The organism is Promicromonospora thailandica (assembly GCF_024171955.1).
Taxonomy (GTDB): domain Bacteria; phylum Actinomycetota; class Actinomycetes; order Actinomycetales; family Cellulomonadaceae; genus Promicromonospora; species Promicromonospora thailandica.
This window is the reverse complement of record NZ_JAMTCS010000018.1, coordinates 1-15040: the sequence shown is the minus strand read 5'-3', so window position 1 is coordinate 15040 and position 15040 is coordinate 1. Positions and strand designations below refer to the sequence as shown.

The following is a 15040-nucleotide window of genomic DNA, read 5'->3' as shown; positions in this document are numbered from 1 at the left end:
GCCTGTGCGTCCGACAGCCGCGGGTGCGGCCGCAGGGCCGGGGCGGGGACGCACCACCGCCGGTTCATGCGGCGCGCATCCGGGCGGCCGCCGCGACGGCGGCCTCGCACCACACCACGGCGGGCCGGTCGACCGCACCGTGCACCACGATCTGGCGGCACAGCTCGCCGAGCCCCTCGGTCGCGGCCCGCTCGGCGTCCACACCGGGGTACAGGCGGTGCACGGAGAAGACGACCGCGCGGCGGTGCGCGGCCCACTCCGACGGGTTGGAGGCGAGGCCGTAGGTCGTGCGCCTGGTCTGCGTCGTCTGTGTCATGCCCTCAGGACGCGCGGACCGCCCCGATGTCACACCACTTCGAGGTCCGAGTTCGAGTCGATACCGGGAACCCTTCCCGTGCACGGGGTCGGTGTGGTCGGATGCAGCCATGGCTCAGCGGATAATTCAGGACGAATCGGTCGCGCTGGAGGATCTCTCGGGGCTGGTCTCCCTGACGGCGCTGACCAGCAGCCCCGACCAGGAGGCGGCCTACGCCGCCCTGCACGCCCAGTGGGGCCCGGTGGCACCGGTCGAGATCGAGAGCGTGGGCGACGACGTCGTGCCCGGCTGGCTGGTCATGGGCCACCAGGAGATGTGCCACGTGATGCGCTCCGAGGCGCAGTTCGCCAAGGACCCGCGCACCTGGCGCTGGAACGAGGAGGACCTGCTGCCGCCGGGCACCGCGATCTCCACCTTCGCGCCCGCCGAGCCCCGTCCGGCGTCCTTCCACCACGACGGCGAGGAGCGGCGTCGGCTGCGCGAGCCGCTGGACGACGCCCTGTCCGCGCTGGACGAGCGCCGCGTCCGCGAGCAGACCAAGGACATGTGCGAGCGGATCATCGACCGGATGGGCGATTCCGGGACCACCGACCTCGTGCGCGCCTACTGCCAGCCCGCCGGGTTCCTCGCGATGACGACGCTGCTCGGGTTCGACCTCGAGACCGGCGGCCGGCTCATGACCGACTCGGCGAAGGTCGTCGTCGGCGACGGGGACGAGGTGGCCGCCGCGCAGGGGCGGGTCGCCGGGACCATCCTCGAGCACATCACCGAGCGGCGCGCGCACGGCGGCAGGGACCTGATCGCCCACATGGCGGTGCATCCCAACTTCGCGCACGACGGCGAGATCGCGGCCAGCGCGGTGGTGCCCATGCACGCGGCCGCGATCTTCTTGACGGCGTGGATCACGCAGACGGTGCACCTCGTGCTGTCCGACCCGACGCTCGGCGCCCGTGTGGCCGGCGGCCGGATCACGTTGGACGGCGCGCTCGACGAGGTGCTCTGGCGCGAGTCGCCCATCGCGCAGTCCCCGGCGCTGCGGTTCGCGCGCAACGACGTCGAGCTGGGCGGGCGGCTCATCCGCAAGGGCGACGCCCTCGTGCTGTCGATCGCCGCGGCCAACGCCGACCCGTCCGTGCACACCGACGACCCGTGGGACCAGGTGGACAACCGCGCCCACCTGTCGTGGGGCACCGGCCTGCACCGGTGCCCGGCCCCGCGCCAGGCCCGGCTCATCGCCGGGGTCGCGGTCGACGAGCTGCTGCGCAACATGGACGTGACGCTCCACGTGCCGGACGAGGGGCTGCCGTGGGCGCCGTCGCCCTGGGTACGGCACCCGGCGCGGATGCCCGTCAGCTACCGGCGCGCGACGGTGAACGGCGAGATCGACGAGTGAGCCGGGCCGGGCCGTCGGCCCGGCTCGTTCGTCGGCTCGTTCGTCGACTAGGACAGCAGTGCCGGGAGGTGGACCGGACCGTTCGCGACGAAGCCGGGCACCGCGCCGTGGTCGCCGTCCGGGTCGGCGAGCCGGAGGCCGGGGAAGCGCTCGAACAGGGCGGGCAGGGCGATCTCGGCCTCCAGCCGGGCGAGGGGCTCCCCCGGGCAGTGGTGGGCCCCCGCGCCGAACGCGAGATGGGTGTGGTCCGCACGGGCCGGGTCGAAGACCTCCGGCCGGTCGTGCAGGCCGGGATCCCGCCCGGGTGCGCCGAACACCGCGATGATCGGGTCGCCCTGGGCGATCCGCACGCCGCCGAGCTCGAGGTCCTCCACGGCGAAGCGCAGCGGGATGTAGACCACGGGCGGGGCGACGCGCAGCGTCTCGTCGACCACCGCCGCCCACGTGACCTCGCCCGCCCGTGCCGCGGCCAGCGCGTCCGGGTGGGTGAGCAGCAGCCGCACGGCCGAGGCCAGCAGGTTCACCGTGGTCTCGTGCCCGGCGATCAGGCCGAGCTGGGCGGTGCCCGCCGCCTCCAGGGCCGGGAGCTCCGCGGCCAGCACGCTGGTCAGGTCCTCGCCCGGCGCGTCGCGCTTGGCCTCGACGAGCTGGACGATCAGCGCGCGCAGAGCCATCTGGGTCGCCAGGGCGTCCTCCGCCGTCGCGCTCGTGTCCATGAGCACGTCGGCGTAGTGCCGCATGTCGTCGCGGTGCTCGTCCGGCACGCCGAGCAGGTCGCAGATGACCTCGATCGGGATCGGGTAGGCGAACTGCTCGCGCAGGTCCACCACCGCGCCGTCGGCCCCCGCGTCCGCGAGCCGGTCCAGCGCACCCGCCGTCGCCGCCTCGATCTTCGGCTGCATGGCCCGCGTGCGGCGCGCCGTGAACGCGCGTGCGGCCACCTTGCGCAGCCGCCGGTGCTCGGCACCGTACGAGTTGAACATGGACTTGCTGGTGACCCACGTGAACAGGGGCCACTCCCGCGTGATCTCACCGTCGACGAGCGCGGTCCAGTGCTGGTGCGAGTCCTTGGAGATCCGCGGGTCCACCAGCATCGGGCGCAGCAGCGCCAGGTCCGTGACGGCCCACGCCTCCACGCCGCCCGGCAGCCCCACCCGGGTCACGGGACCCCGCGCACGCAGCCGCGCGACCTCCTCCAACGGCGCCCTGCCGGCAGCATCCAGCACCAGGGTTTCCACGAGCTCTCCTCACGACGACGACCGGACGAACCGGCACAGTCTTTGCTGAGATGCCCGCTTTGTCCATGACGTCCCGTGGCCGCGACCTCAGGGCAGAGCGAGGGTGCCGACGAGCGTGCCGTCGCGCTCCGCGAGCTCGAAGCCGATGCGCTCGAGCGACCGCCGGGCCGGGGCGTCGCCCGGCGCCGGACGGGCGACCAGCCGCTCGGCGTCCATCGTCCGCGCCGCCGCCATGGCCCAGTAGGCCACCTCGCCCGCGATGCCCCGCCCGCGATGCGACCGGCCGAGCCAGAGGCCGACCTCCCGGGCCCCCGGGTCGTCGTCGACCAGGGCCAGGCGCGCGGCGCCCGCGATCCGGCCGTCGGCCGTGACCGCCCAGGTCACCTCGGGCACCGGCGCGTGCAGGTTCACCCGGCACCGCCGGTGGTACTCGCGGAACGCGTCGTGGTGCGGGGCGGTCCACCCGGGCGCTGCCACACCGGGCGCCGGGGGCAGCACCTCGTCGGGCCGGGCCTCGGCCACGGCTACCGCGAGCAGCGCCTCGAGCACGTCGTCGTCGACGGGCACCAGGTCGATCGTCATCGATGTCACGTCGCGGATGATAGCCGCCTGTCGACGCGCCCGGGATTCGTGAAAGTTTCAACCAGATAGTGGTCGGGTGATGCTCACGCGTCCCGGGCGTAGTCGACGCGGCCCAGCCCGAGCCAGGTCGCGAGCGCCTCGATCTCGGCGTGCACGGCGTCCATGGTGGCGCCGTCGAACGGCAGGTCCTCGTGCACCGCGAAGACGTCCAGCACGCCCTTCTTCCGGTCCGCCTTGGCGTCGAGCTTTCCCACGAACCGCTCGCCGTGCAGGATCGGCAGCGCGAAGTAGCCCCAGCGCCGCGCGGCCCGGGGCTTGTACATCTCCAGCACGTACTCGTAGCCGAAGAGGTCCAGGAGACGGGCCCGGTCGGCGGCGGTCGCGTCGAACGGGGACAGCAGGGCGGTGCGGGGCTCGAACGGGTCGTCGGCGTGCTCCAGCAGCTCGGGGTCCACGCGCCACTCGCCGTCGACACCCTCGACCTCCACCGGCTCGCCAGGCAGGTCCACCCACCAGGCGCCGTCCCCCGACCGGCCCTGCACCCGGCGCCGCGCGATGCCCTCGGCCGCCAGCCGGCGGCCGGTCCGCTCCTCGAGCGCCTGCTCGAGAGGCACCGGGTCGACGCGCGGGTACACGCGCTCGCCGAGGTCCCAGAGCCGCTGCCGGCCCTTGCGCCCGACGACCGCGAGCTTGCCCTGCATGTTGAGCGCCTCGAGCATCTCGGCCACGCTGCGGCGGCTGCTCCAGCCGTCGGCGCCCCACGTGTACGGCACGCGGGCGGTATCGGGCACATCCTTGGCGAGCACCGGCCCCTCAGCCTCGACCAGGGCCAGCACCTCGCGCTCGAACGCGGCGTTGTCGGCGAGCCACTGCCGCATCGTCTCGTTCTGCGGCCAGCGGGCCATCTGCTCCAGGTAGAGGGGCAGGTCGCCCATCGACCGCACGGTGCCGCGAAGCTGGAACAGCATGCGGTCGGCGACCGCATCGTCCACCGCGCCGGGCCAGTACGAGCCGCCCAGGCGAGACCAGGCGACGAGGTCCACGGCGGGCGCCACCGCCGACGTCGGGTCCACCGCGAGGAACGTGAGGTCCTCCACCAGGTGCACCAGGTCCACCGGGCGGTGCGCCTCCAGCAGCTGGGCGCGCAGCATGACGCGCCGGGCCTGCTGGACGGTGAGCCGGTGAGGGGCCATGCGGCGAGGATACGGAACGGCACCGACACGAGCCCGTAGCCTGGGGCGGTGGCCCACGCCTATCGCACCAGCGCACGCGTCGACGCTCCCGCCGTCGTCGTGTGGCAGGTCCTGTCCGACGTCGAGCGCATGCCCTCCTGGACGCGGTCGATGACGCGCGTGACGCTCCTCGACGCTTCGGCGCTGGCGCTCGGCGCCCGGGTGGAGATCGAGCAGCCCGGCCTGCCGCGCGCGACGTGGGAGGTGGACGGCCTGACCGACGGGCGCAGCTTCTCGTGGTCGAGCAGCACGCCCGGTGTCCGCACAGGGGCGGCCCACCTCGTCTCCCCCCTACCCGGCGCCGGGAGCGACGGCGCGGAGGCGTGCGACGTGACGCTCGTCGTGGCCCAGAGCGGGATGCTGGCCGGGCTGACCAACCTCGCGCTCGGCTCCCGGATGCGCGAGCTGGTGGACGCCGAGCTGGCGGGTCTCAGGGCCGAGGCGGAGCGCCTGGCCCGGGAAAAGGGCTGACACGCCGCTCGCTACCGGCGTGTCACATCATTTCCTGCGACCTTTCCACAAGGCCGCCAGAGCGTCATTTCTGGCCCAAGATTGACCCTTACGCTGCGAAAACGCATTCGGGAGAAAAGTTACCCGGGCTTTGCGCGCCTCGATACTTCACAACAACCGTTATCTGATCGAGACAGAGTGGTGACCCGTATGTAGCGTCGGATCCGTTGCGCCACCGGAGGCGCAGCCACGGGCCCCATTCCTCCGACGGGTACGGGCCCGCGAGACCGGCGACTTGGAGAACTTCGGTGAGTACCACCGTCCGACGCGGCCGACACCGCGCCGTTCATGCTCCCAGCACTCCCCTGATGACCGTGACCCGTACGGCCGCCCGCTCGGGCGCGCTGATCGCGGCATCGTCCGGACTTCTTGCGACGGCCCTCGCACCCAGCGCACACGCCGTCGCGGGAGACGGTTCCCACCGCCTGGCGAGCGTCGACAAGACGACGCTGACGCAGGAGACCCGTCACGAGGTGCCGACCGCACCCGCCGTGCAGGTCGCGAGCGACGCGAAGCTGCGGATCGAGAGCAAGGCCGTCAAGGTCACCCCCGCTCCGGAGCCCGAGCCCGAGCCTGTCGTGGAGACCACCTCGTACACCGAGCCGGCCGCGACGGCCACGGAGACCGAGGCGCCCGCGACGCCGGACTACGCGTCCGACGGCTCGATCGGCGCCCAGGCCGTCGCGATCGCCATGCAGTACATCGGGATCGCCTACACGTACGGCGGCGAGTCGCCGTCCTCGGGCTTCGACTGCTCGGGGCTGATCAAGTACGTGTACGCCCAGCTCGGCATCCACCTGCCGCACTCGTCGTCCTCGATGGTGTCGGCGGGCTACCAGGTCGCGTCGCCCATCCCCGGCGACATCGTGTGGACCCAGGGCCACGTCTCGCTGTACGCGGGCGACGGCATGGTCGTCGAGGCCGCGAACTACGGCACCCCGGTGCGCCACACCGCCCAGTGGCAGGACTACGCGGTCTATATCCGCCCCTACTGATCCCTCCACCTGTCAGACGCACAGGCCGCTCGGGCGACCTGTGCGTCTGACACGCGAGCGGTCCGGCCGTCAGTACGCCACGGCCGCCGCCGCGTCGACGATGCCGTAGCCGTAGAGCGGGGTCCAGACCCCGACCAGGCCCAGCAGCGGGTCGCGCGCGGTGTGGAGGATGGCGCTCTCCACCTCCGTCACGCTCCGGCCCTGGCTGAACAGGAGCGCGGCCACGCCGGCCACGTGCGGCGTGGCCATGGACGTGCCCGCGTAGGAGTCGTAGCTGCCGCCGCCGCACGTGTCGGACCCGGTACCGACCGGCACGGTGGACCAGACGTCGCCGTCGCAGCCCGTCAGGCCGCCCGAACCGCCGGGCGCCGAGACGCTCTTCAGGTCGAGCTTGATCGGCAGCTCCGAGTAGTAGGAGTGGATGCGCGCCGAGTCGGTGGCCCCCACGCAGATCGCGACGCTGGTGAACGCCGGGTCGCTGCACAGCGGCGTCGAGGAGTTGCCGGCCGCCGCCACGGTGAGCGCGCCCTGCTGCCGCGCGTACGTGATGGCGTCCCGCATCAGCGTGTCGATGCCGATGATCGTCAGCAGCTGCCCGCCCGGCGCGGTGCCGAGCGAGAGGTTGATGACGTCGGCGCCGTGGTCCGCGGCCCACCGGATGCCGTCCGCGATGTCCTGCGACGAGCCGGAGCCCGCCTCGAGCACCTTGACCGGGAGGATCTTGGCGCCCGGCGCCACCCCCGCGACACCGATGCCGTTGTCCGCCGCGGCGGCGACGATGCCTGCCACGTGCGTCCCGTGCTCGTCGCCGTCGTTCCTGCCGTCCGGCCCCCGGAAGTCCCCGTTGCCGCACGGGCGGACGTCCGCGCACCCCGTGAAGGTGGCACCCGGCAACAGCTGCCCCGCGAGGTCGGGCTGCTCGAGATCGACACCGGTGTCGACCACCGCCACCACCGCACCCTTGCCGGTGGTGACGGGCCAGGCGGCCTCCGCGTCGACCTGGTCCAGGCCCCACTGCTTGCCCCGGAGCGGGTCGCTGGTGGCGGCGTGCGCGCCCGGCGCCATCGCCAGCAGCACGGCCACGGCGAGCGCCGCGGTGCCCGCGGCGTCGACGAGTTTCTTCCTTCTCATATCAAGCCCCCAGTGGTCGCACGAGGGCTGGATTGCCCCCGAACTGGGGCAAACCTAGGAGTATCGGACTAGGCCCGGACAGACTCGAGGGAGCCGCGGGGGTGAAAATTTACCCAATCGCAATCAGCTGCGACCCTCAGGCCCACGCCTCGGAGAGCTCGGCCTCGTCCGACGCCTCCCGGGAGAGGCGCAGTGCCGCGACGGCGGCGCCCAGCAGGAGGGCCACCACCCAGGCGCCGAGCTGGTGCCCCTCGGAGGCGATCGCCGCCGGGGCCATCTCGCTCCAGACGACACCCACCGCGGACAGCGGGTCCTCGGACAGCGGCGACCCGGGCCAGATGTTCTCCTGGACGGCCAGCAGCGCCGGTCCGGCGGCCTGGAGCACCCACACCGCACCCGCGGTGGGCAGCCACCCGAGCAGCTCGATGGGCCTGCTGTCCACGGCAAGACCGAACGCGATGCCCAGCGCGACGGCGAAGACCCACCAGGTGCCGACGGGTGCCACGGGATGCCCTGGCACGAAGCCCCAGAACCAGGCGTCGAGGAGCACCACGGGCAGCGCGAGCGCGAGCCCGCGCAGCGGGGCGGGGCCGAGCCCGGCCAGGAGGCCCGCGCCGAGGCCGACCAGGCCGGCGACGCCCGTGACGACGAGCATGCCGAGCGGGGCCCCGTCGTCCGGCAGGCCGCCGCGCGTCACGAGCCACCAGGACGAGCCGCCGGTGGCCGCCATGGCGAGGAGCGCGCCGCCGATCGCGGCACCCGCGCCCGCACCGGCCGACGCCGGGACGCGCGCCAGCGCACCCGCGAGAAGACCGCCGACGAGCGCCATCACGACGAGGCCGACCACGGCGTCGTCACCGGTGAAGGGCAGCGGGAGGAATCCGCGCACTCCCGCCGTCGCGCCCTCGGCCAGGCCTGTGACCTCGTACGACACCTGCGCGATCCACGGGAGGAAGCCTCCCGCCCACCAGGCGAGTGCACTGAGGGGAACCACCCACCAGGCGGAGATCCGATGCTCGCTGTCGCCCATGCCGCCGCACCGTAGCGGATTTACGTGAAGTCGGTCATAACGCAAGAAGACCGGAAGGGCGTAAATCTGCGCCTTCGTTGGGTCAGACCGTAATGCGTAACCCGATCGTGACTTTTTCGGTGAAGGTGTGTACTTTGACTTCTGCTCCACCGCATCGGTGGAGTCGTGAGTCGGACGCCGAGTCCTGTCACCGGCTCATGACCAGACGTTCAAGACAGGAGCGGGGGACCCACTTCCGGGCGACAGCAGGATCGTCGTCCTCGGGGTGAAGCCGGACGGAACCCCCCAGTAGCCGTGCGGCCGGGTGAGTACTCCTACCCGAACCCGACAGCTGACCTCGTAGGCGGTACAGGAGACATTAGGTGACGAACTCCACCCGCGGCCGGCATCGCGACAGCCGGCCCGCTCAGACTCCGCTGACCATCCTCGCTCGTACCGCCACCGAGAACGCAGGCACCGTGGCCCGCCGTGGCGCCCTCGCCGCCGCCGCAGGCGGCGTCCTCATCTCGACCATCGCCACCACCGCCCACGCGGCGCCCGCGATGGACCTCAAGACGGACGTCAAGACCGCCAAGCTCAACGCGACGGACCTGCAGTCCCTCACCGCCGTGGCCAAGCAGTCCCTCGCCGCCGCCCCCACCGTGACCGTCCCCGTCGACGCGAAGATGCCGATGGAGATGGAGGTCCTCGGGGCCTCGGCAGGCGCCGAGGGCGAGAAGGGCGACGGCCCCGCCGTCGTCTCGGTCGACGCGCCGGACCCGGTCCCGGTCGGCACGCAGGCCGTCAACATCGCGCTCAACTACCTCGGCATCACGTACGTGCTGGGCGGCGCCTCGCCGTCCGCGGGCTTCGACTGCTCGGGCCTGGTCCAGTACGTGTACGCGCAGCTCGGCTACTCGCTCCCGCACTCGTCCGGTGCGCTGCTCGGCGCCGGCTACCAGGTGACCTACCCCGAGCCCGGCGACATCGTCTGGACGCCGGGCCACGTGGCCATCTACGCCGGCGACGGCATGATCATCGAGGCCTGGGCCGCCGGCATGCCCGTCCGCTACACCGAGATGTGGCAGAACAGCCCGACGTTCGTCCGCGTCGCCTGACGCACCCCGCACTCCCTCGCTGCGCCTGGTCGGATCACTCCGGCCAGGCGCAGTGGTCTCCGACGAAGTCGTAGAACGCGGAGCGCGCGGCATCAGGCATCGGCACGTGGACCGTGGGCTGGGGATCGCCGTCGACCGTCGCCGACACGGGCAGGAACGTGCCGCGCTTGTCCTCGGCCACGGCGTGCACGTCGCACCGGGCCGGCACGACGGCGAGCACCACGACGCCGGAGCTCTGCCCCGCCAGGTCCCGGCCCGTCCAGCCGGAGGCTCCGTCCGCCGGCTCGGGGTTGCTCATGAGGGTCGTCCCGGCGATCCGGTCGATCGTCACCCGCGGACCGCCGTCCACCGGCTCGACACGCAGGGTGACCAGCGCGGTCGGCACCCCGTCGCGCGTCTCCACGCGGACCTCGCGGTCCACGGACAGGTGCGCTCCCGCCGCGACGGCGGCCCGGGCGCAGTCGGCCTCGTGGTTGCGCGCGAGATGCCCCACGGGATCGCCCACCTCGTCGACGACGACGTCGGTGGCCGGACCCCGGCCGTCGCCCGCACCGAGGGCGAGCGTCACGGTGGCGGACGCCGGACGCCGCGTCGCCCCCGTGCACACGGGATCGCCCAGCCCGACGTACACGGCGCGCGTCGTCCCCGGCCGCAGCACCAGCTCGCGCCCCTCCTTGGCCGGGTGCGACGGCCCGAAGCCGTCGGCGTCCAGCGCTCCCGACAGCAGCGTCAGCGTCTCGGCGGAGTCGTTGGCCACCTCGAGCCGGACCTCCCGCGCGGCGTACTGCTCGCGTCCCTGGGCCACGTCGACGGAGAGGTGCGCGACGACGTCGTCGGGCACCGGGCCGGCGGTGGACGACGTCGCCGGGCCGCCCGCCGTGCACGCGACGGCGGCCGCGCCGATCACCGCCGTCACGAGGACGACGGTGACGGCGCGGCCGCCGGATGCTGCGATCAAGCCTTCTGACGCCGGCCGAAGATCGCCTGCACGATCAGGATGACGATGATCGCGCCGATCACCGAGAACAGCCAGCTCTGCCACGACCAGAACTCGTCGAAGCTGACGTTGAAGAGAAGCCCGCCGAGCCAGCCACCGAGCATGGCGCCGAGCACGCCCAGGAGCAGCGTGACCCAGAACCCGCCCGGCTGCTTGCCCGGGAGGATGATTCGGGCGATGACGCCCGCGATCAGTCCGAGGATGAGAAAGGCCCAGAAGCCCATGGCGTTTTCCTCCAGAGTTGTTCGGCTTGCTTGACCTCTACTCCAGCACTGATCGTTCCGACTTGCCACCGGACCCGCCGAATCACGGTTATATCGGGACATTGCGTACAAGAGGGTCATGACGTCCACGGGCTATAGTTCGCCCGGGCACGAGTGGGGGAGACCGGGGCCGGGCGGTCCCGGGCACGTGAGGAGATGACGACGCATGGACCAGGAGATCGGCGCGCTCGCAGGGCGGCGAACCTGGCGGGACCGGCTCCGGGCGTTCCTCGAGCAGCGCTGGTTCACCCGGCTCGTGCTCGGCGTGATCCTCGCCAACGCCCTCGTGCTCGGCGCCGAGACGATGGTGACCGGAGCGGCACTGGAGGTGCTGCGCACCGTCGACCACGTCATGCTCGCCTTCTTCGTGGTCGAGCTCCTGCTGCGGCTCGTGGCCACGGGCTGGCGGTTCTTCCGCGACCCGTGGGCCGTCTTCGACCTGGCCGTGGTCGGCGTCGCGCTGCTGCCGGCCACGGAGTCCCTGTCCGCGCTGCGTGCGCTGCGCGTGCTCCGGGTGCTGCGGGTGGTCTCGGCGGTACCGGCGCTGCGCCGGGTGGTCGACGGCCTCCTGCGCGCGGTGCCGGGCATGGGCGCCGTCGGCGCGCTGCTCGTGCTGGTCATGTACGTGTCCGCGGTGATCGCGACCGGCCTGTTCGGCAGGACGGCCCCCGAGTACTTCGGCGACCTGTGGACCACGCTGTTCACGCTGTTCCAGGCCATGACGGGCGAGGCCTGGCCCGACATCGCGCGCGCCGTGATGACCGAGCACCCCTCCGCCTGGATCTTCTTCGTGCTCTACATCCTGGTGGTCAGCTTCGCGGTGCTGAACCTCTTCATCGCGGTGATCGTGAGCGGCATGGAGGAGATCTCCGAGGAGGAGCGCCAGGACGACGCGCAGAAGGACGAGCGCCTCGACGCCCTCGCGGCGCAGAACCGGGAGATCCTCGACGAGCTCCGCGCGCTGCGCACGAGGCTCGACGAGGACGGCGGCCCCACGGCCGGCTAGGCCCCCTCAGCCCAGCACCACGCTGACCAGGTGCGGCGGCCGCACCACGACCCGCCGCACCACCCGGTCCCCGACCGCGCGGGCGACGGCGGGCCGTGCCAGCGCCGCCCGTTCCAGCGCCTCGGCGGTGACGTCGGCGCCCACCGTCAGCCGGTCCCGGACCTTGCCGCCCACCTGGACCACGGCCTCGACGTCGGACACCACCAGCAGTGCCGGGTCGACCTCGGGCCACGGCCGGTCCGCGACCGGCGTCGTCCGGCCCAGGCGTTCCCACAGCTCCTGCGCGGCGTGCGGGGCGAACAGGCTCAGCAGCACGGCGACCGCCGCGACCGCCTCCGCGCGCTCCGGCCCCGCCACCGCCGACCGGCGGACCTCCCCCACCAGCTCCATCAGGCGGGCGATCGCCACGTTGAACCGCCCGTCCTCGACCAGCTCGTCGACCTCGTGCACGGCGCGGTGCACCGCGCGGCGCAGGGCGGCCGGGTCGCCCGCCGCGCCGGCGGCTCCGGCCCGGCCGGGCGTCTCCGCCAGCCGCAGGGCCCGGGTCAGGAACCGGCGCATCGCCTCGGGCGAGACGTCGGCCCAGTCGACGTCGTCCTGCGGCGGCCCCGAGAACAGGATCGCCAGGCGGACGGCGTCCACGCCGTGCGCGTCCAGCTCCGTCGCCAGGTCGACGCCGTTGCCCAGCGACTTGCTCATCGCCTTGCCCCGGTTGATGACCTGCCCCTGGTTCAGCAGCCGGGCGTAGGGCTCGGGCGACGGCACCAGGCCCATGTCGTACAGCACCTTGGTGACGAACCGCGCGTACAGCAGGTGCATGGTGGCGTGCTCCACGCCGCCCACGTACAGCGCGGCGGGCATCCAGCGGGCGGCGTCCTCGCGGCGGAAGGGGCCGCCGTCGTACCCGGGCGACAGGTAGCGCAGGAAGTACCAGGACGAGTCCACGAACGTGTCCATGGTGTCCGTGTCCCGCTCGGCCGGCCCGCCGCAGCGGGGACACGTCGTCCGCACCCAGTCCCGGGCCCCGGCCAGGGGCGAGACGTCCCCCGGCACCAGCGCCGCACCCTCCAGGTGGGGCAGCTCCACGGGCAGCTGGTCGTCCGGCACCAGCACCTCCCCGCAGGCCGGGCAGTGCACGACAGGGATCGGCGCACCCCAGTAGCGCTGCCGCGACACCAGCCAGTCGTGCAGGCGGTAGGTCGGGCCGTGCGGACCCGGCTCGCGGCCGATCCAGTTCCGCTGCATGGTCAGCACGTGCGGCGGCCAGCCGTCCTCCAGCAGGGACATGTCGTCCAGCAGCCGGTCCGCGTACGCCGTGATCCGGAAGAACCACTGCGTCAGGCTGCGGGACACGACGGTGGTGCCGCAGCGCTCGCACGCGCCGTCGACCACCTGCTCGTTGGCCAGCACCGTGCGGTCGGCGGGGCACCAGTTGACGTCCGCCTCGGCCCGGTAGGCCAGGCCACGCTCGTGCAGCCGCGCGAACAGCCACTGCGTCCACCGGTAGTACCCGGGCTCGTGGGTGTGCAGGCGCCGCGACCAGTCGAACGAGACGCCGTAGCGCCGGATCGACGCCGCCTGGGTGGCGATGTTCGCCTCGGTGAACACGGCAGGGTGCTCGCCGCGACGGATCGCTGCGTTCTCGGCCGGCAGGCCGAACGAGTCCCAGCCCACGGGGTTGAGCACGTCGAAGCCCTTGGCCCGCCAGTGGCGGGCCACGACGTCGGTGATCGCGAACACCTCGGCGTGACCCATGTGCAGGTCCCCCGAGGGGTACGGGAACATCGTCAGCAGGTAGCGGCGGGGGCGGGTGCCGTCGTCGGCGGCCTCGAACGCGCCCGGCCCGGTGGGGTCGGCGGCAGTGGCCTGAGTGGTGGCGTGGATGTCGCTCATGGGTTCTCGCTCCGGTGCGTCGATCGGGTCCGGGCACGAAAAAGCCCCTCGCAGGGAGGGGCGGCCGTACCGGGTGTGCCCGATCGAGGGGCGGGACCGGTACGGCTAGGTAAGGAGCGAGCGTGCGGTGCGCATGGCACCACGATACGGGGGCCGGGCAGCCGGGTAAAGGTCCGGGCGGGGTGGGCGGCCCGACGGCGAGCACCGGCTCGGTCCGCCGCCAGCGAGGTCCGAGCCGGCGCCCGCGCCGGTGGACGGGAGCCCGTGGCTCGGCGTGCCCCCAGCGCACTCCGAACCACGGGTCCCGCCGACGCGCCGGAGCTCGGCCCGCCCCCAGCGAGGTCCGAACTTCGTCCGCGTCACAGCTCAGACGCGCGCACGTCCCGGAAGTCACAGCACTTCTCGATGCAGATTCATACGGCCTGTTCACAGGCTTACCGGAAACGGGATCCGGATGCACGGCGAACTGCTGCCCGAGGCATCTACCGTCCCCAACAGGCCGTCAGACGGGGCCCAACCGGACAGGACGGGAGCAATCGAAGAAATTTCCTCAAGTGCTGTGACATCCGGAGAGCTCGCGCGTCAGGGGGGCATGGAACACACCGAGCACCCCGAACTCGTTCGTCTGGGCGCCCAATATCTGCGTGCGTATGCCGAGGGCGATGCCGTGAAGCTGTACCGGCTCGCCGACGCCTGGGGAGCGAGCGATCTCATCGCCGCGACCTGCGAGGTCGCCCTCGCGGTGATCCACGCGACGGCCGGCCCGGAGGGCCTCGACGCCGTGTCCACCGCGTTCTCGAGCGGCCGCAGGTGAGCGCCGGTGAAACGACCGATGTCCAATTCCGACGACATGTGCGAAAGCGGAGACCTGGTGCGATCATTGGCCAGCGAGTCAAAACGGGACACTATGCGCAGAGAGGGGCAAGGCCGCGTGACGACCACCGGTGACCTCCGCATCGACGACTGGGTGGTGCATCGCCGGAACGTCGTGCGCTCGGTCGCCGCCCGCGTACCCGGCATCGACGCCGAGGAAGCCACCAGCCGCGCCCTGGAGAAGATGGTCCGCCTGCACACCACCGGCGCCACCATCACCGACCCCGCCCCCTACTGGCGACGCGCCGCGGTCAACGAAGCCATCTCCATGACCCGCGAAGCCGGCCGCACCACCCCCGTCCAGGACGACACCCTCGAGGACCTGACCCCACCGGCCCACGGCGCCGAGCTGGACACCGAACGCCAGGCCGACGTCACCATGCTGCGCACCGCCCTGGCCGACCTGGCCGACGAGGACCGCCAGCTCCTGTTCGACCGCCACGTGCACGACAAGGCCGTCACCGACATCGCCACCGGCCTGGGC

The 15040-nt window shown here is 72.7% G+C and carries 16 protein-coding genes and 1 riboswitch; of the genes, 7 read left to right on the top strand and 9 right to left on the bottom strand.

The window, feature by feature from the left end:
* Window positions 1-64 precede the first annotated feature (64 nt).
* Entirely contained in the window at window positions 65-316 is a 252-nt protein-coding gene (locus APR03_RS23975) for a hypothetical protein (protein WP_253839830.1), read from the bottom strand.
* Between the two features lie 109 nt (window positions 317-425).
* On the opposite strand from APR03_RS23975, the gene APR03_RS23970 reads away from it, so the two are divergent.
* Complete coding sequence (locus tag APR03_RS23970; protein WP_253839828.1) at window positions 426-1709, top strand: cytochrome P450 family protein; 1284 nt, start codon at window positions 426-428, stop codon at window positions 1707-1709.
* A gap of 47 nt (window positions 1710-1756) precedes the next feature.
* Here APR03_RS23970 and APR03_RS23965 read toward each other — a convergent pair whose 3' ends face one another.
* The 3 genes from APR03_RS23965 to APR03_RS23955 form a co-directional block, all read right to left on the bottom strand.
* Complete coding sequence (locus APR03_RS23965) at window positions 1757-2947, bottom strand: cytochrome P450 family protein (protein ID WP_253839827.1); 1191 nt, start codon at window positions 2945-2947, stop codon at window positions 1757-1759.
* A gap of 87 nt (window positions 2948-3034) precedes the next feature.
* Window positions 3035-3529 (bottom strand): GNAT family N-acetyltransferase, encoded by a 495-nt coding sequence (locus tag APR03_RS23960; protein ID WP_253839886.1) that lies wholly within the window; start codon window positions 3527-3529, stop codon window positions 3035-3037.
* A gap of 83 nt (window positions 3530-3612) precedes the next feature.
* Complete coding sequence (locus APR03_RS23955; protein ID WP_253839826.1) at window positions 3613-4722, bottom strand: DNA glycosylase AlkZ-like family protein; 1110 nt, start codon at window positions 4720-4722, stop codon at window positions 3613-3615.
* Window positions 4723-4770: 48 nt separating this feature from the next.
* On the opposite strand from APR03_RS23955, the gene APR03_RS23950 reads away from it, so the two are divergent.
* Window positions 4771-5232, top strand: coding sequence for an SRPBCC family protein (locus tag APR03_RS23950; protein WP_253839824.1), 462 nt, complete (start codon window positions 4771-4773; stop codon window positions 5230-5232).
* A 347-nt stretch (window positions 5233-5579) separates the two neighbouring features.
* On the top strand, window positions 5580-6266 hold the full coding sequence (locus tag APR03_RS23945) for a C40 family peptidase (RefSeq protein ID WP_253839822.1): 687 nt from the start codon (window positions 5580-5582) through the stop codon (window positions 6264-6266).
* Between the two features lie 69 nt (window positions 6267-6335).
* Here APR03_RS23945 and APR03_RS23940 read toward each other — a convergent pair whose 3' ends face one another.
* Both APR03_RS23940 and APR03_RS23935 read right to left on the bottom strand, forming a co-directional pair.
* Window positions 6336-7397, bottom strand: a complete 1062-nt coding sequence (locus tag APR03_RS23940) for a S8 family serine peptidase (RefSeq protein WP_253839820.1) — start codon at window positions 7395-7397, stop codon at window positions 6336-6338.
* Between the two features lie 136 nt (window positions 7398-7533).
* Window positions 7534-8427: a hypothetical protein gene (locus APR03_RS23935; protein ID WP_253839819.1), complete on the bottom strand. Its 894-nt coding sequence runs from the start codon at window positions 8425-8427 to the stop codon at window positions 7534-7536.
* Window positions 8428-8623: 196 nt separating this feature from the next.
* Window positions 8624-8788: riboswitch (cyclic di-AMP (ydaO/yuaA leader) on the top strand.
* A 1-nt stretch (window position 8789) separates the two neighbouring features.
* Between APR03_RS23935 and APR03_RS25385 the strand changes: the two genes are divergently transcribed.
* Window positions 8790-9524, top strand: coding sequence for a C40 family peptidase (locus tag APR03_RS25385; protein WP_308216540.1), 735 nt, complete (start codon window positions 8790-8792; stop codon window positions 9522-9524).
* Between the two features lie 34 nt (window positions 9525-9558).
* On the opposite strand, the gene APR03_RS23925 is transcribed toward APR03_RS25385, so the two are convergent.
* Both APR03_RS23925 and APR03_RS23920 read right to left on the bottom strand, forming a co-directional pair.
* Window positions 9559-10482, bottom strand: coding sequence for a hypothetical protein (locus APR03_RS23925; protein ID WP_253839818.1), 924 nt, complete (start codon window positions 10480-10482; stop codon window positions 9559-9561).
* Complete coding sequence (locus APR03_RS23920; RefSeq protein WP_253839817.1) at window positions 10479-10745, bottom strand: GlsB/YeaQ/YmgE family stress response membrane protein; 267 nt, start codon at window positions 10743-10745, stop codon at window positions 10479-10481. The genes APR03_RS23925 and APR03_RS23920 overlap by 4 nt, the downstream gene beginning before the upstream one ends.
* Before the next feature lie 205 nt (window positions 10746-10950).
* Between APR03_RS23920 and APR03_RS23915 the strand changes: the two genes are divergently transcribed.
* Window positions 10951-11790: an ion transporter gene (locus APR03_RS23915; protein ID WP_253839816.1), complete on the top strand. Its 840-nt coding sequence runs from the start codon at window positions 10951-10953 to the stop codon at window positions 11788-11790.
* 6 nt (window positions 11791-11796) lie between these two features.
* On the opposite strand, the gene APR03_RS23910 is transcribed toward APR03_RS23915, so the two are convergent.
* Window positions 11797-13683, bottom strand: coding sequence for a leucine--tRNA ligase (locus APR03_RS23910; protein ID WP_253839815.1), 1887 nt, complete (start codon window positions 13681-13683; stop codon window positions 11797-11799).
* 592 nt (window positions 13684-14275) lie between these two features.
* On the opposite strand from APR03_RS23910, the gene APR03_RS23905 reads away from it, so the two are divergent.
* Together APR03_RS23905 and APR03_RS23900 are read left to right on the top strand one after the other, a co-directional pair.
* Window positions 14276-14497 (top strand): hypothetical protein, encoded by a 222-nt coding sequence (locus APR03_RS23905; protein WP_253839814.1) that lies wholly within the window; start codon window positions 14276-14278, stop codon window positions 14495-14497.
* A gap of 117 nt (window positions 14498-14614) precedes the next feature.
* On the top strand, window positions 14615-15040 hold a 426-nt coding region (locus APR03_RS23900; protein ID WP_253839812.1), incomplete at its 3' end, for an RNA polymerase sigma factor.

What these genes read in the sequence shown, in the direction of transcription:
- APR03_RS23975 (WP_253839830.1), bottom strand. Translation starts at nt 316, where the DNA reads ATGACACAGACGACGCAGACCAGGCGCACGACCTACGGCCTCGCCTCC.
- APR03_RS23970 (WP_253839828.1), top strand. Translation starts at nt 426, where the DNA reads ATGGCTCAGCGGATAATTCAGGACGAATCGGTCGCGCTGGAGGATCTC.
- APR03_RS23960 (WP_253839886.1), bottom strand. Translation starts at nt 3,529, where the DNA reads ATGACGATCGACCTGGTGCCCGTCGACGACGACGTGCTCGAGGCGCTG.
- APR03_RS23955 (WP_253839826.1), bottom strand. Translation starts at nt 4,722, where the DNA reads ATGGCCCCTCACCGGCTCACCGTCCAGCAGGCCCGGCGCGTCATGCTG.
- APR03_RS23945 (WP_253839822.1), top strand. Translation starts at nt 5,580, where the DNA reads ATGACCGTGACCCGTACGGCCGCCCGCTCGGGCGCGCTGATCGCGGCA.
- APR03_RS23940 (WP_253839820.1), bottom strand. Translation starts at nt 7,397, where the DNA reads ATGAGAAGGAAGAAACTCGTCGACGCCGCGGGCACCGCGGCGCTCGCC.
- APR03_RS23935 (WP_253839819.1), bottom strand. Translation starts at nt 8,427, where the DNA reads ATGGGCGACAGCGAGCATCGGATCTCCGCCTGGTGGGTGGTTCCCCTC.
- APR03_RS23920 (WP_253839817.1), bottom strand. Translation starts at nt 10,745, where the DNA reads ATGGGCTTCTGGGCCTTTCTCATCCTCGGACTGATCGCGGGCGTCATC.
- APR03_RS23915 (WP_253839816.1), top strand. Translation starts at nt 10,951, where the DNA reads ATGGACCAGGAGATCGGCGCGCTCGCAGGGCGGCGAACCTGGCGGGAC.
- APR03_RS23910 (WP_253839815.1), bottom strand. Translation starts at nt 13,683, where the DNA reads ATGAGCGACATCCACGCCACCACTCAGGCCACTGCCGCCGACCCCACC.
- APR03_RS23905 (WP_253839814.1), top strand. Translation starts at nt 14,276, where the DNA reads ATGGAACACACCGAGCACCCCGAACTCGTTCGTCTGGGCGCCCAATAT.